The organism is Thermostichus sp. OS-CIW-29, assembly GCF_054058195.1.
Genome location: NZ_JBSSAB010000025.1, coordinates 1 through 15430, shown reverse-complemented (window position 1 = coordinate 15430; position 15430 = coordinate 1). Strand labels below are relative to the sequence as shown.

Below are 15430 nucleotides of genomic sequence, written 5' to 3'. Positions count from 1 at the left end.
TGGCCCCGTGCATTCAAAGTTTTAGGTGTGGGCGCAGTCTCCTGGTTTAATTGAAATGACCATAACTCTTTTTTTGTGCTACTTTCACCTTCTCATTCTCAAGAGCACAGTCAATAGCGCGAGGACTCCGTCCCGCTGGCAGGACGGGTTGGACGCCAGACCGGGCTCTATCCTTCAGTCGAGCTTCTGGGTACTGGTCTCCGTCTTGCTGCAGGGCAGCCGAGTCTATCTTGCGCTCGCGGGTCTTGACTTTTGTCGGCCTCAGGTCTTCTCGGTTCAGCCGAGGTCTACCTCCATGCCTTCTTAGCTGCAGGGCCGTCTCATTCTTAAATGAATTGACCCTGTTCCTAACCTGTGGGGCTCTGGGGTCTTGAGCTTCCGCCTCCTATGGGGAAAGTGGGGGGAGAGCTGTATCTCAAATTAAGTTCGAATTGAGGTCAGCATTAGCGGCGGAGAGGCTCAGAAATGGCCACCACATCCTGCAGAAACTGATCCTGTTGCTGGCGCAAAATGCCCAGGTCAGGACCTTGGTTGAGCAGGACAAAGTGGATGCCATTCGGCAGCTGCCCCATCGTCATCAGCCGATCCGCAGCGGATCCCACCTGAGCAGCCGTGCCTGGGGGCAAGGTGCGCGCCCGCAGGGTGCTATGGCCAGTGCCCGCTCTGGGCAAGATCCGAGTCGGATCCCCATCTGTGAAATCTACCAGGTGTTCCCAGAGATGAGCTAGGGCGCGGGGGGAAAGGTACAGCGCTCGCCCTCTTTGCCCCAGGCGAATGTCTTGCTCGGCGGGGGCCATTTGGGAATCCAGGCGGGAAATGGGCTGAGCCACCAACCGCTGCCGCAGGTACTCCAGCAGGGCTGTTTCGCCCCCCAGTTCCGCCAACAGGGCTTCTGCCATGGCTCGGTCGTTGCTGCCATTGAGGATCTGCAACAGGGATCCCAGCCGTAGCGAGGTGTAGCTGGCCAGGCAGTGGGCGTCCGCGGGGAGGGCTGTTAGGACTGACACCGAGCCGCGAATGACAACCGGATGGGGTTGTTGAGTATTGCTGAGGAGTTCTGCCAAACGCTGAGCGCCGCCCAAAGGATCGGGTTGGCCCAGCAAACGGAAGGGGGGCAACACCTTCACATCCCCGTCGATCTGGCGAATGTTGAGGCTATGCAAATGGCGGGCCAGCTCTGCCACATTCGCTTCCGTGAAATAGGGATCCCCGCCACCCACCAGGATCAAATCTCCCGTCAAGCGATGGCCCAACCGATGGCCTGTGGTGTAGAAGCGGGTCTCAAAGCGATGCTCGTAACCCCAAGTCTCCAGGGCCATCAAGCTGATGGCCAACTGATCCAAGGCTCCCACCGGCAAAGGTCGATCCAGCCCATGCTCCGCCAACAGCTCCCCTTCCGGCGTCCAGAGCAGGATCCCCTGTTGAGAGAGCGCTCCCCCTTGGGCCGCCAATCCTTGCAAAAAGCCGGACAAGACCGAAGCGTAAGGAGAATCTTCCCACTGCGGCGATTGGGCGCGGGGCCACCAAGGGGGAAGGCCCGGAGTCCCACTTGGGGAAGGCAGCGGCGGCGGTGGAGTGGGGATGGGGGGGAAGGGATTCTGAGTCAATGTGGGAGACTCGACTTCAGCACCTGTGGGGTTGCTCCAGCAGGCCCCCAAGGCCAAAGCACCAGCTAACGGGATCCCTGCCCAGAGGAGACGACGATGGGGGCGCAACCCCTGTGGGATAAGCGGCATGATGACCTCACAAAGACACTTGCAAAGGACAACGGGCTGGCAAAAGACTTGACGCTACTCTAGTGCCATCCGAACTGCCTTGGCAAATCTCTGTGCCAGCCTTTTCCAGCGTTATCGACTCCGGCCAAGGCAAGCCCATCTTTTGCTTGTCAGGGATCCCAGTCAGCTGTGACGTAAACTACCCGACACCAACCGCTAGGCGGTACGGAGCGGGCTTTTAGTAGCCCTGCAGTTAGCAAGCCAACCACGAGCCTCTGGGGTGGTTTACAGCACCCCCAATCGACCGTTACCAGTGCCTTAAACAACCGTTTCTGGTGTCCGCAGTATTATTATAGCATTCCTCCCGACACCGACCCTACGGGTACAGTGCGGGGCTCCTGCAATTTCTAGCTGATGGGTAGCCAAAAAATGTTGTGTGGCCTGATGGATATCTTTATGGATATCTTTTGCAACTGTAATGGCCGCAGATCGTCTGTTGGCTGTGCAAGGGCTAGGCCGTACTGCAGATCACACAACCTTCTCGGCAAACCGTAAGCTCCTTCTCTCCTTCTCCTCAGTAAAAGATAAAATAGGGCGATTTAGATTCCGAGCATTCCAGGCCGCCGATGGGAAACAGTCAAACCGGGGAGATGGTTCAATCGGAAAAGCAGGCTTTCCTGGAACGGTGGCATGACATTCTCGCCCCCAACTCCCTGGGCTACCGCATTCGATTGTTGTCTCAATTGGTGCGGCGGAAGTTGCAGTCTCATTTGGAGCCTTTTGGCCTGACCATCTCCCATTGGGTGGTGCTCTGCTGCCTTTGGGAAGAAGACGGGATCCCTACTTCCACTATTTGTGAGCGCTTGCAGCAGTTGGGGGGCACCATGACCGGGGTGTTGGATGGCATGGAAAAACGGGAGCTGATCCGGCGGCAGCGAGATCCTGAGGATCGGCGGATTTGGCGGGTCTACCTCACACCTGCAGGGGAGGAGCTGAAAGACGTTTTACCCCCTCTGATTTGGCAGTTGCGGGAGCAAACCTACGGCTGTCTCAGCCTAGAAGAACAGGCAACCCTCTCGCGGTTGGTGGATCGGCTGATCGCCCATCTGTCAGCTAGAAATCGCAGGAGCCCCGCACTGTACCCGTAGGGTCAGTGCCGAGAGGAATGCGAGGTTACAATAGAACTATGACCCAAGTCCTGACCGTATCCTGCAAGCTCAAGGCGTCCCAGTCGCAAGCCGCCAAATTGGACGCGACTTTGGAGGCTTTTGGCCAAGCCTTGAATTGGGTCAACCAGAACACGCCGGAGAAAGTCGCCAACGCCGTTAAGCTCCAGTCTCTGTGCTACCGCGAAATCCGTGCCCGGTTCGGCTTATCCAGTAACTTGGCAAGGACTACGTCCCGCTTACGCGACCAGCAGGTCTGCAGACGGCTGGCCGGCGCCCGTAAAGTTGCCCAACAGAAAAACCGCCCCGTCAAAGCGTTCAAAGGGGGCTTCGCTACCTACGACGCTCGTATCTTTTCGTTCCGCGAGAAAGACTGGACGGTGTCGCTGACCACGGTGGAGGGTCGGGAGCGCTTTGAGCTGGCGATTGGCCGCTACCAGAGAGAACGGCTGGCTGGTTCCAACCCCAAATCTGCCACCCTGGTCAAGCGTAAAGACGGCTCCTACTCCATTCAAATCTGTGTGGAAGCGGAGCCATCCCCGCCGCAACGCACGGGCAGAGTGCTGGGGGTGGACTTGGGGAGGACGGATATTGCCCATACGTCAGAGGGGGACAACTGGAATGGACAGCAGTTGAACCGAGTCCGAGACCACTACTCCCGATTGAGGGCGGTACTCCAACGCAAAGCCAGTAAGGGCACACGCAGTTCGCGGCGCAGATGCCGTCAACTGTTGCAACGGCTGTCTGGCAAGGAGAGACGCTTTCAGGCGTGGGTCAATCATCGCATCTCCAAAGCTATTGTCTCTAGGGCAAAGGCTACCAACAGCGCTATCGCCCTGGAAGACCTGACAGGGATCCGGGAAAGAGTCAATCAACAACCCCGCAGCAAAGCCGAGCGGCGCAGGGCCAACAGTTGGGCGTTCTACCAACTACGTCAGTTTCTGGAGTACAAGGCGAGGGTTGCAGGGGTTTCTCTGATTCTTGTGCCGCCCGCCTACACGTCGCAGACCTGCCACAAGTGTTTGCATATCCATCCCGATCCTGCGCAATCCTACCGCAGTGGTAAGTCGTTCAAGTGTGGGCACTGTGGATGGGAAGGAGATGCGGATTTGAATGGTGCGAATGTGATTGCGCTTTTGGGGGCTGCCGTAAACCAGCCTAGAGGTTCGGGCCTGTTTTGTTCTCTGGTAGAGCAGAGCAGGCCCAGGGCTACTGAAAGCCCGCTCCGTACCGCTTAGCGGTCGGAGCCGGGTAGTTTACTGGATCCAGATGCGGCTGTGCTGGCGGAGCCAAGTCAATAGTCTTTATCTTGAGAGCGCCTTTGAGGGAGGGCGGAGCTTTGTCTGGCGATTTGCTGATCCGAAATGCTGAGCTGCTGGTGCCGGAAGGGGATCCCTGGCGGGGAGATGTGCTGGTGCGGGAGGGGCGCATTGCCCAAATCGGCCAAAACCTCTCGCCAGAAGGGGTGGCCAAGGTCATCGACGCCGAGGGCCATACCTTGATGCCGGGGGTGATCGATCCGCAAGTTCACTTCCGCGAGCCGGGCCGAGAGCACAAAGAAGACCTGCAGACGGGATCCTGGGCCTGTGCCCGGGGCGGGGTGACCAGCTTTTTGGAGATGCCCAACACCGACCCGCTGACGATTGACCAAGCGACGCTGGATGACAAGTTGGCCCGTGCAGGCAGCAAGTGTGTGGTCAATTACGGCTTTTTCATCGGGGCCACTGCCGATAACTTAGAAGAGTTGCAAACGGTGCAGGGAGCCTGTGGCATCAAAATCTTCATGGGATCCATGCATGGGCCCCTGTTGGTGGATGATCAGGCGGCGCTAGAACGGATTTTCGGGGAAACGGATCCCAACTTCTTAATTGCCGTCCATGCTGAAGATCTGTCTCGCATCAAAGCCCGTAAGGCCCTGTTTGCCGGACGCACAGATGTAGCCGTTCACTCGCAAATTCAGGACGAGGAATCGGCCCTGATCGCCTCACGGCGGGCTTTGGACTTGGCCACCCGCTACCGCCATCGGCTGCACATTTTGCACCTCTCCACCGGCCTAGAGGTGGAACTGCTGCGCCAGCACAAGCCGGCCTGGGTGACGGCAGAAGTGACCCCTCAGCACCTGCTGCTCAGCACCGCCGATTACGCCCGGCTGGGATCCCTGGCCCAGATGAACCCCCCCCTGCGGGATCCCGCTAACCTGGCCCAACTGTGGCAGGGGCTGCAGGACGGGATCCTGGATTGCATTGCCACCGACCATGCCCCTCATACTTTGGAAGAAAAGGCTCAGCCCTATCCCCACTCCCCCTCGGGTATGCCGGGAGTAGAGACGGCCTTGCCCCTGATGTTGACGGCAGCCCAGCAGGGGCGTTGTACGCTGGCGCAGGTGGTGCGGTGGATGTGTGAGGCGCCGGCCCGCCTCTACGGGATCCCCAACAAAGGGCGGCTGCAGGTGGGCTACGACGCCGACCTGGTGCTGGTGGATCGCCACACACCCAAACCGGTGCGGCGGGAAGAGCTGCTGACCAAATGCGGCTGGAGTCCCTTCGAGGGCTGGGAATTGGTGGGCTGGCCCCTAGTCACGATCGTGGGCGGACAGATTGCCTTTCAAAACGGCCAGGTGGATCCCTCGGTGCGGGGAAAGGCTCTTCAGTTTCAGCGCTAGCCAGGGATCCCTGCTATCCCGCAAGGGCTTCCGATAGCAGCAGGACAGAAGTGGCGCAGTAGCCTATCCTAGCTTCCCTCTCCCTTTGTGGGAGAGAAGCCAGGCCTGAGGGCGGGATGGCGCAAAAGCCTCAGGAACGGTCTCAGGCTGGTTTGCCGATCACCACACACCTCGGCCTGCTGGGTCCGGCAACTCTGGCCCAGAAACTCGTGTTACTCTGAAAATGATAATTACTGATAATCAAAATTGAAAACAGCAAGGAGGGCCTCATGAAAGTTGCCTACGTGTTCACTCACCCTCGCTGCGGCACCTATAAGTTGGGCCAGATGATCCTGCCCCAGCTAGAAGCAGGGGTGCATGGAGCGCAGGTGGTGGGCATGTTCTTTTTCGACGACAACTGCTTTGTTTTGCGGCAGGGGGATCCCATCGGCGAGCGCCTGGCCAAGATTGCCGAAGCGCAGAACATTTTGCTGATGATGTGCGACATGTGCGCCCTGGAGCGCAACCTGGCGGAAGGGGAACCCAAGTGGTGCGACTCAAAAGGCCAGGGGCGCAAGGAGCCGGGCCATTGTGTTCCCAAAAACGTGGTCAAAGGGGTGCAGGTGGGCTGCTTCCCCGACCTCTACGCGGCCTTGCAAGACAACCCACCTGACCAGGTGATCAGCCTCTAGCCAACTGGCCTAGCTGACGGCTACAGCAGCAGGCGGCTCTTGGCGGGGCTGAGAGCCGATCTTGCGGAAGATCAGCCGCTCGTTGGCCACCTCCACCAGGATGCGGTCGCCGGGCAGGAACTCGTTTTCCAGCAGCTTGGTGGCGATGGGGTTTTCGATCTCCCGCTGAATCACCCGCTTCAGGGGGCGGGCCCCAAACATGGGGTCGTAGCCCAGCTCGGCCAGGTAGTCCTTAGCCTCTTCGGTAAGCAGGAGCTCGATTTGCTGATCCGCCAGCAACTGCTCCACCCGCCGCATCTGCAGACTGACGATCTGGCGGATTTGCTCTCGGGTGAGGGCGTGGAAGATGATGATCTCGTCCACGCGGTTGAGGAACTCCGGCCGGAAGTGCTGCCGCAACAGAGTCAGCACCTGGCTTTTCATCTCCTCATAGCGGCTTTCATCGGCCCCAATTTCCAGGATGAGGTCGCTGCCAATGTTGCTGGTCATGATGATGATGGTGTTTTTGAAGTCCACTGTCCGCCCTTGGGAGTCGGTGATGCGGCCATCGTCCAGCACCTGCAGCAGGATGTTGAAAACATCGGGATGGGCTTTTTCCACCTCGTCAAAGAGCACCACCGAGTAGGGGCGGCGCCGCACCGCCTCAGAGAGCTGCCCGCCTTCTTCGTAGCCCACGTAGCCTGGAGGAGCTCCGATTAGACGAGAGACCGAGTGCTTCTCCATGTACTCGGACATGTCGATGCGCACCATCGCCTCGGAAGTGTCGAAGAGGAACTCCGCCAAAGCACGGGCCAGCTCGGTTTTCCCCACGCCAGTGGGCCCCATGAACAGGAAAGAGCCGATGGGGCGATTGGGATCCTTCATGCCGGCCCGGGCGCGCCGAATGGCTGCCGCTACGGCGGCTACCGCCTCGTCTTGGCCCACCACCCGCTGGTGCAAATGGGCTTCCAGGCGCAGCAGCTTCTGCTTTTCCGACTCCATCAGGCTGGTGACTGGGATCCCGGTCCAGCGGGAGACGATCTCAGCGATATCTTCAGGAGTCACTTGCTCCCGCAGCAGCGGCTCGCCGTTGGTCTGCAGCTTGGCCAGGTGAGCCTCCTGCTCTTGGATTTGCCGCTCCAATTCCATCAGCTTGCCGTACTTGAGCTCGGCAGCGCGGTTGAGGTCATATTTTTGTTCAGCCTGTTCGATTTGAAGCTTGACGGCGTCCCGCTCGGCTTTAAGGCTTTGCAGGCGTTCGATAGCCTCTTTTTCAAATTGCCAGCGAGCATTCAACTCCCGTTGTCGCTCCGTCAGGTTGGCCAGCTCCTGCTCAATTTTGCTGAGGCGATCTCTAGAGGCAGCATCATCTTCTTTTTTCAGGGAGAGCTCCTCCATCTGCAGTTGCATGATGCGCCGGTCGATCTCGTCCAGCTCGACGGGCTTGGAGGTGATCTCCATCTTCAGCTTGGCCGCCGCCTCGTCCACCAGGTCGATGGCTTTGTCGGGCAGGAAGCGCTCGGAGATGTAGCGGTTGGAGAGCACCGCTGCCGCCACCAAGGCGGAGTCGCTGATTTTGACCCCATGGTGCAGCTCGTAGCGCTCTTTGAGGCCGCGCAGGATGGAGATGGTATCTTCCACCGAAGGCTGATCCACGTACACCGGCTGAAAGCGGCGTTCTAGGGCCGCATCTTTTTCGATGTGCTTGCGGTATTCATCCAAAGTGGTGGCACCAATACAGCGCAATTCGCCCCGTGCCAGCATGGGTTTGAGCAAGTTGCCGGCATCCATGGCCCCTTCGCCGGCCCCGGCGCCGACAACGGTGTGCAACTCGTCGATGAAGAGGATGATCTGGCCTTCGGATTCAGTGACCTCTTTGAGCACAGCTTTGAGGCGGTCTTCAAATTCCCCGCGGTACTTGGCCCCGGCAATGAGAGCGCCCATGTCCAGAGCAATGACTCGCCGGTTTTTCAGAGACTCCGGCACATCTCCCCGGTTGATGCGCTGGGCTAGGCCCTCCACAATGGCTGTTTTCCCCACGCCGGGTTCGCCGATGAGGACGGGGTTGTTTTTGGTGCGGCGGGAGAGCACCTGAATGACGCGGCGGATCTCGTCATCTCGCCCGATCACCGGGTCCAGCTTCCCTTCGCGGGCCGCCTGGGTGAGATCGCGGCCATAGCGCTCCAGGGCTTCGTAGCGGGATTCGGGGTTTTTGTCGGTGACCCGCTGTTTGCCTCGCACCTCTTTGATGACCGGTTTGAGGCGCTCTACCGTCAGGCCCAGGGGTGCCAAGACCCGCTTGCCCACCCGCTCATCTTGCAGGGATCCCAAAAACAAGTGCTCCACCGAGATGAAATCATCGCCGTACTCTTTGCGAAACTCCTCGGCCCGATCCAGGGTGGTTTCCAGGCCGCGACCCAAGTAGAGCTGATCCACCCGCGCCAACTTGGGCTGCTGGTTGATGAAGCTTTCCACTTTATCCCGCACCAGCTTTGGATCGATACCCGCCCGTTGCAGGAGGGTTTGGGTGAGCCCCCCCTCTTGATCCAGAAGGGAGATCAGCAAATGCTCGGTTTCCAACTGTTGCTGCTGGTGCCGCCGGGCCACATCTTGGGACTGGACAATGGCGCTCCAAGCTTTTTCGGTAAATTGATTGGGATTGGTGGGCTGCATAGGAGTTCGGCAGAGCTTTGCTACTCAGTATAGGAAGGCAATACAGACACAGGGAGCACCCTGGACTCTTTCGGGGCAGTAGAGCTGGGTGCCGGAAGCTCCGGTAGGATCTTCCTGATCTAGGTATCGCCTATTTTGCCAGAGCCAGAGTTCGCAACAACCGTCCTCTCCAGCTGCGATCCATGGAGGGATCCCCGCCTTATTCTTCTTCTTCGTAGGGACGGCCTTCCCCGATTACCGCCAGGTCAATTTGTTGGCGGTAGTAATCCACGTTCTTAATCTGCACCTCCACCCGATCCCCCAGGCGAAACTGGCGCCGACTCTTGCGTCCCACCAGCGCCTGCTGACGGCTGCGGTACTCGTACCAATCGTTTTTCAGGGTGCTGACCCGCACCAAGCCTTCCGCCAAGATGGGATCCACCTGGACAAAAAAGCCGTAGTTCTGGACACCGATGATTAGGCCGGGGAACACCTCTCCCAGGTGCTTTTGCATGAACTCAGAGCGCTTCAGGCCCATCAGCTCCCGTTCCGCCTGCTGACGGATCCGGTACCCCTCCTGAATTTTGGGCAGTTGCGCCTGGAGAAACGCCTGCCATTCCTCCTGCACCTTGGGCGGCAACACTTGCCAGTCGATTTGGCCGTAGCCGCTGGGGCCGTGCAGATCCACCACAGTTTTGGAGCGAGGGCTGCGGCGATCGCGTCCTTTGCTCAGGGCCAGGTGCAGAGCACGCAAATTGAGCAAGTCGGCATAGCGGCGCAAGGGGGCCGTAAAGGTGGCGTAGGGTTCTTTGAGGCCCAACCCAAAATGGCCGAGTTGCTCTTCCAGAGGCTGGAGACGATACTCGACCGGGGGCAAGGTGGCCAGCATCTGCGCCACCAAGGCCGGGCTCGCGCCAGAGGCCAACACATCGGGAGCGGTGATGCGGGCACAAATCCGCTGCCAGTCCGCCAGAGTTACGACAGCGGGATCTTGCAAATTCAGATCCAGCTTCATGGCATTGGCCAGGCGCAAAAAGCTCTGCAGGGCCTCGGCGGCAGGGGCAGGCTGCACGCGGGCCAAAGAAGGGATCCCCAACTGGCGCAAATGGTGGCCCAGGATTTGGTTGGCCAGCAGGAGAATTTCCGTCATCAGGGCATGGGCGCCGAGGCGATCGCTGATCAAGAGGGGGCCGTAGCCGCTTTCGTCCGCAGAGTGGGGAGTGAGCAAATCCAACAGGGGCAGGTCAAATCCCCCCGCCTGGTGACGTTTGGCCCGTAGGATCTGGCTAAGGCGCAGCAGGTTTTGCAGCAGGGCCATCAACTCCGGCACTTCTTCGTCGGGGCCCAAGTCGGCGGTGGTGGCCAAAAGAGCCTGCACCTGACCATAGGACAGGTGAGCCCGCGATTGCACCAGGCTGGGGTAAATCTCGAAGTTTTGTACCACCCCTTCTGGGTCGAGGGTCACTAGCAGTGAATAGGCCAAGCGCTCCTGCTGTGGCAACAGAGCCAGGCGGTTGTGCACCTCCGGCGGAAAGAGAGGCAGCACCATCGTATCGAGGTAGACGGTGGCCGTCCGCTGCTGAGCCTCTTGCTCCAAGGGGTGGTCGGGATCCAGCCAGTGGGCTACGTCGGCAATGTGGATCCCCAGCAGCCAGTGGTCATTCTCTTGCCGCTGCAAGGAAACAGCCACGTTGGGTTCCAAGCCGTGGGGATGCTGCAGATCCAAAGGCTCCAAAGTGATGCAAAACCAATCGCGCAGATCGCGGCGGCCCTTTTGGTCAGAGCGGCTGAGCTTTTTGGGCAGAGCTGCTGCTGCCTCCAACACTGGAGCGGGAAACTCCTGCGGTAGGTCGTACTTGCAACAGACCAAATCTGCATCGATGGAGGCCTCTGGGCCGTCGCCCAAAATTTTGCGAATGGTTCCGGTTGGGGGCAGATCCCCCAGCGGGTAGCGATTCACCTCCACATAGGCCACCCGACCTTCCGCCAGCTCGACAGGGGATCCCTCCGTCAGGGCCAGCTCGAACAGCAGCCGGTCGTCCAAGGGCACCACCCGAAAACCCTGTTCCGTCTGTTTGAGGCGACCCACCAGGGCAGAATTGGCCCGCTCCACAACGGCCACCACCTCTCCCTCAGGGCTGCGGCGACGGTTGCCATCTTTGGTGACCCGCGCCAACACCTGATCCCCATTCCAGGCGCCGCTGAGGTTGCTGCCGTGGATGTACACATCCTCCACCCCCGGCTCGTCCCGAATGGCGAAGCAAAAGCCTTTGCTGGAACAGCGCAAACGCCCCACCACCAAAGATTCGTCCGGCTTGCGCCGATAGCGAGGGGGATCCCCTAGTCGTTCCAGAAACCCGGCCCGCACCAGGCCATCGAGGGCAATCTCGAGCATTTCCGGCGCTTCTGGGTCGGGGGACTGCAAGAGGGCAAGAAGAGTATCTTTGTCGGTCAATTGATCGGGAGGCTGAGAGAGAAAATGCTGAAAAATTCGAGAGAAGTCCATTTTGGGTATTGGCAAAGGGTATTGGCAAAAAAGAAAAAGAGGGGTTAAGACATCGCAAGACCCAACCCGTTGGCGTTAGTCACGCTGGCCGGTGACAATGAAGGCAACCCGCTGGCCGATGTTGGTGCTGTGGTCGGCCAGACGCTCCAGGTAACGGATCGCCAGCAACATCAATAGAATAGGCTCGACCGATCCGCGAATGTCAGACTGCTGCGCCAACGTATTGTAAAGGTTAGTGTAATCTTCATCAACGGCGTCGTCTTCCCGCTTCAGTTGTCGGCCCAGGTCGGCGTCCAATTCCGTCAGGGCCACCAGGCTGTGGCTGAGCATTTTCTGGCAGCGCTGCATCATCACGCGAATACGACCCAGCTCCGGAGGCGGCGGGTACATGACCAAGCGCAGGGCCACTTCGGCCAAGTCTTTGGCGTAGTCGCCAATCCGCTCCAGATCGCGTACCAGTTGCATCAGGGTACTGATCCAGCGCAGATCCCGCGCCACCGGGGAGCGCAAGGCAATCAAATTAATACAGTCTTTCTCGATTTGACGATAAAAACGGTCAATTTGCTTGTCTTGGGCGATCACCTGTTCGGCGGCGGCCAAGTTCTGTTCAAACAGGGCCTGCTGGGCCAAGACCACCGACTTTTCCACCAGCGCCCCCATGCGCAGCACGTCCTGCTGTACCCGTTTGATGTGAAGTTGCAGCTCGGCTTGCCCCATGGCTTTCTCCCATGAATGTGGGCAGGGGGGAAATGTCTGCAGTCGTTTTGGATTCAACAGAGCCAGTTGATCTCAATCATGGCAAACTTCGCCTGGAATAGGGGCAGGGAAGATGGCCAACTTGGGGGAAGATGAAAATAGCGGTTGCCCTTTGAGGGGGATTCGTCTGTCTGGAGTTCTCGGGTTGCTTTGTCATTGAGACGGTCTCATGGCTCTCCCCCCTATCGTTGTGTTGGACGATGATCCCACCGGATCCCAAACCGTTCACAGTTGCTTGCTCCTCACCCGCTGGGATCCGCAGACTTTGAAGCTGGGGTTGCAGGATAGCTCGCCAATTCGCTTTATCCTCACCAATACTCGGGCTTTGCCCCCGGCGAAGGCAGCGGAGGTGACGCGGTCGGTATGTGGGGCGTTGAAGGAGGTGATGGCGGAGCTGGGATGTGAGCAGGCTATTTTCGTCAGCCGCTCCGACTCGACGCTGCGGGGGCATTACCCCCTGGAAACGGATGTGATGGCAGCAGAGCTGGGGCCTTTTGATGCCCATTTTCTGGTGCCGGCCTTTTTTGAGGGAGGGCGCATCACCCGCAACAGTGTCCACTACCTACGGGTGGGGGAGCGCTGGGTGCCGGTGCATGAGACGGAGTTTGCTCGGGATGCGGTGTTTGGCTACCACCACAGCTATTTGCCGGACTATGTGCAGGAGAAAACCCAGGGGCGGATCCGGGCTGAGCAGGTGGAGCGATTGACCCTAGAGCAGATTCGCGCCGGCTGTCTGGAGCGGCTTTTGAGTCTGGAGGGGAATGTCTGCTGTGTAGTGGATGGAGAAACTCAAGCGGATTTGGATCGCTTTGCCCAGGATGTTTGGGCGGCTATAGAGCAGGGGAAGCGCTTTTTGTTCCGCAGCGCCGCCAGCCTCTTGACGGCTTTGGCCCAATTGCCGCCACAGCCGGTTCTGCCAGAGCAGATGGGGCGGTTTGTCCGCTCAGATCGGCCAGGGGTGGTGATTGTGGGATCCCATGTGCAAAAGTCCAGCCAGCAGTTGGCCCGCCTTCTGCAGGAGCCTGAAACCCAAGGCATCGAGGTGGAGGTGAGGCGACTATTGGATCCCGACGCGGAGCTGCTGCCTGGGATCCTGGCCCAAGTTCACAGCGCCTATGAGCAGGGTCTGACGCCGGTGGTCTACACCAGCCGAGAGGAACTGACTTTTGAAAAGGACGCCGTAGAAATGCGCCTGGCTTTTGGACAGAAGGTTTCGCGGTTGTTGATGGGCGTGGTGCAGGGGCTGCCAGAAGGGATCGGCTATCTCATCAGCAAGGGCGGCATCACCTCCAACGACACCCTCAGCACTGGCCTCGACTTGCCGGCGGTGCGTCTGCTGGGGCAAGTCTACCCTGGGATCTCGATGGTGATCACCCCGTCCGATCATCCCCGCTTTCCCAACCTGCCGGTGGTGTTGTTTCCGGGCAATGTCGGCGAGGTGGATACGCTGGTTTTGATTCATCGTCGCCTCAAAAGTCGGGGCTTGGTCTAGAGTGAAGTTCCTCCTGCCGATGGCTGAATTCGTCCCCCCGCCAGAAGCCCTGCCCACCTTGGATCGCTGGTGGGGATCCCTGCGGCAGCCGCAGGCGGAACTGCCCCCGGCAGTGGTTCACCCTTCTTCCGCTCGTTTGGGCAGCCAATCCTGGGATGCCGATGTGGTGATTGCCGGCGGCACCTTGGGGATCCTTCTGGGGGCGGCTTTGGCCAAGCGGGGCTGGCGGGTGATCCTGCTGGAGCGCGGGATCCTGCGGGGGCGGGAGCAGGAGTGGAACACCTCACACCAGGAGCTGCAGGTGTTGTTAGAGCTGGAGCTGCTTACCCCGCCCGAGTGGGAGGCAGTCCAGGTTACCCACTACCCGAGGGGGCGGATTGGCTTTGGGGAGGGCCCCCACTGGTGGGTGGAGGGAGTGCTGAATGTGGGCGTGGATCCAGTCAGCCTCCTGGAGTTCCTCAAGCAGCATTTCCTGGCCTGGGGGGGCCAAGTGTGGGAGCAGACTGCCTTTCAAAGTGCCACCGTTCACCCCGATGGGATCTGCCTCCAGACCACCAAGGGACAGATCCGTGCTCAACTGCTGGTGGATGCCATGGGGCACCGCTCGCCCATCGCGGCCCAGGCTCGCCAAGGGCAGCCGCCAGATAGCGTCTGTCTGGTGGTGGGATCCTGTGCCCAGGGGCTGCCCGACCAACCCACGGGAGATCTCTTCTACAGCTTTACCCCAGCCCAGAATGGCTACCAGCCCTTTTGGGAAGCTTTCCCTGCCCGCGATGGGCGCACCACCTATCTTTTTACCTACTGCGACCGGGATCCCCGGCGGCCTAGTCTAGAGCAGCTCTGGCGGGATTACTGCCGGCTGCTGCCAGCCTACCAGGGGGTGGAGCTGGCCCAGATCCGCTGGGTGCGCAAGCTATGTGGCGTTTTCCCCGCCTACCGCCGCAGCCCGCTGCAACTGCCCTGGGATCGCCTATTGGCGGTGGGGGATAGCAGTGGCAGCCAGTCGCCTCTAAGCTTTGGCGGCTTTGGCGCCATGTTGCGCCACCTGGATCGCCTACAGCAGGGGATCCACGAGGCCCTGGCGCAACGGCAGTTGAACCAGGCAGCCCTGGCCCTGCTGCAACCCTACCAGCCCAACTTGGCCGTGACCTGGCTATTTCAGAAGGCCATGATTCCCCCTCTGCAGAACAAAAGTTGGGATCCCAATAGCATTAACCGCCTGTTGAGCAGGGTGTTTGCGGCCATGGTTGCCGCTGGCCCCCAGGTGGTGCAGCCCTTTTTGCAGGATGTGGTGCAGTTTGGCGGCTTGGCCCAGGCCCTGTGGGGGGTGACGCGTCGGGATCCCAGCTTGGTAGCCAGACTTTTGCCTCGGTTGGGGTTGCCGGAGCTGGTGGCATGGGCGGGCCACTTTGGCGCCCTTGGCCTCTACGAGCTGCTGCAAAGGCTAACAGATCGCCCGGAGCCGGAAACCAACCCCCAGGACTACTTCTGGAAGCGGCGCCGCGAGGCTTGGCGCTACGGCTGCGGTCAAGATTACAAGTTATTTCCATAGTGATTCTGTAGATATTCTATCTGAAAATAGGGGCTTTGAACGAGCTTGAGACGTTCCCCTGACAATCTGCACCGCCGAGGCCCTAACTCGCAGTTTTTATCTCATTAGGAAGAGGAAAGTTGAGAGCCAAGGAGCGGTTGCACTACTGTAATTCAACATAGCTGCAATCAAGACACTCAAGAGATACAGCCTTTTAATTTAAAATAGGGTACAGGTATTCAAGAGGAAGGAGAGAAAGGAATGCCGACTCATTCTTTGGATTTGCGGCAAAGAGTTGTA

11 protein-coding genes are annotated in these 15430 nt (G+C 59.4%); 6 read left to right on the top strand and 5 right to left on the bottom strand.

Annotated elements, in window-relative coordinates; translation table 11 throughout:
• Positions 1-46: 46 nt before the first annotated feature.
• Both ACVWZJ_RS09595 and ACVWZJ_RS09590 read right to left on the bottom strand, forming a co-directional pair.
• On the bottom strand, positions 47-280 hold the full coding sequence (locus ACVWZJ_RS09595) for an IS630 transposase-related protein (protein WP_457395936.1): 234 nt from the start codon (positions 278-280) through the stop codon (positions 47-49).
• Between the two features lie 163 nt (positions 281-443).
• Positions 444-1736 carry a D-alanyl-D-alanine carboxypeptidase gene (locus ACVWZJ_RS09590; protein ID WP_071818173.1) on the bottom strand — a complete coding sequence of 431 codons (1293 nt, stop codon included), beginning with the start codon at positions 1734-1736 and terminating at the stop codon, positions 444-446.
• A 629-nt stretch (positions 1737-2365) separates the two neighbouring features.
• On the opposite strand from ACVWZJ_RS09590, the gene ACVWZJ_RS09585 reads away from it, so the two are divergent.
• The 4 genes from ACVWZJ_RS09585 (at position 2366) to ACVWZJ_RS09570 (ending at position 6214) form a co-directional block, all read left to right on the top strand.
• Positions 2366-2863 carry a MarR family winged helix-turn-helix transcriptional regulator gene (locus ACVWZJ_RS09585; protein WP_011434080.1) on the top strand — a complete coding sequence of 166 codons (498 nt, stop codon included), beginning with the start codon at positions 2366-2368 and terminating at the stop codon, positions 2861-2863.
• 38 nt (positions 2864-2901) lie between these two features.
• On the top strand, positions 2902-4119 hold the full coding sequence (locus ACVWZJ_RS09580; RefSeq protein ID WP_457395920.1) for an RNA-guided endonuclease InsQ/TnpB family protein: 1218 nt from the start codon (positions 2902-2904) through the stop codon (positions 4117-4119).
• Between the two features lie 101 nt (positions 4120-4220).
• Positions 4221-5543 carry a dihydroorotase gene (locus ACVWZJ_RS09575; protein ID WP_457395919.1) on the top strand — a complete coding sequence of 441 codons (1323 nt, stop codon included), beginning with the start codon at positions 4221-4223 and terminating at the stop codon, positions 5541-5543.
• Between the two features lie 269 nt (positions 5544-5812).
• The gene (locus tag ACVWZJ_RS09570; RefSeq protein WP_099812590.1) at positions 5813-6214 is read left to right on the top strand and encodes a SaoD/DsrE family protein; all 402 of its coding nucleotides are present in this window, start codon (positions 5813-5815) and stop codon (positions 6212-6214) included.
• Positions 6215-6223: 9 nt separating this feature from the next.
• On the opposite strand, the gene clpB is transcribed toward ACVWZJ_RS09570, so the two are convergent.
• The 3 genes from clpB to phoU all read right to left on the bottom strand — a co-directional run bounded on the left by clpB (position 6224) and on the right by phoU (position 12068).
• Entirely contained in the window at positions 6224-8866 is a 2643-nt protein-coding gene (clpB, locus tag ACVWZJ_RS09565; protein WP_457395918.1) for an ATP-dependent chaperone ClpB, read from the bottom strand.
• Positions 8867-9065: 199 nt separating this feature from the next.
• A complete protein-coding gene (locus ACVWZJ_RS09560) occupies positions 9066-11351 on the bottom strand; it encodes a ribonuclease R family protein (protein WP_414375492.1) in 2286 nt (761 codons plus the stop codon).
• A 75-nt stretch (positions 11352-11426) separates the two neighbouring features.
• Positions 11427-12068 carry a phosphate signaling complex protein PhoU gene (gene phoU, locus ACVWZJ_RS09555; protein WP_414350183.1) on the bottom strand — a complete coding sequence of 214 codons (642 nt, stop codon included), beginning with the start codon at positions 12066-12068 and terminating at the stop codon, positions 11427-11429.
• Positions 12069-12276: 208 nt separating this feature from the next.
• Between phoU and ACVWZJ_RS09550 the strand changes: the two genes are divergently transcribed.
• Positions 12277-13599: a four-carbon acid sugar kinase family protein gene (locus ACVWZJ_RS09550; protein WP_011434088.1), complete on the top strand. Its 1323-nt coding sequence runs from the start codon at positions 12277-12279 to the stop codon at positions 13597-13599.
• A gap of 19 nt (positions 13600-13618) precedes the next feature.
• Positions 13619-15151, top strand: a complete 1533-nt coding sequence (locus ACVWZJ_RS09545) for an NAD(P)/FAD-dependent oxidoreductase (RefSeq protein WP_457395917.1) — start codon at positions 13619-13621, stop codon at positions 15149-15151.
• Positions 15152-15430 lie beyond the last annotated feature (279 nt).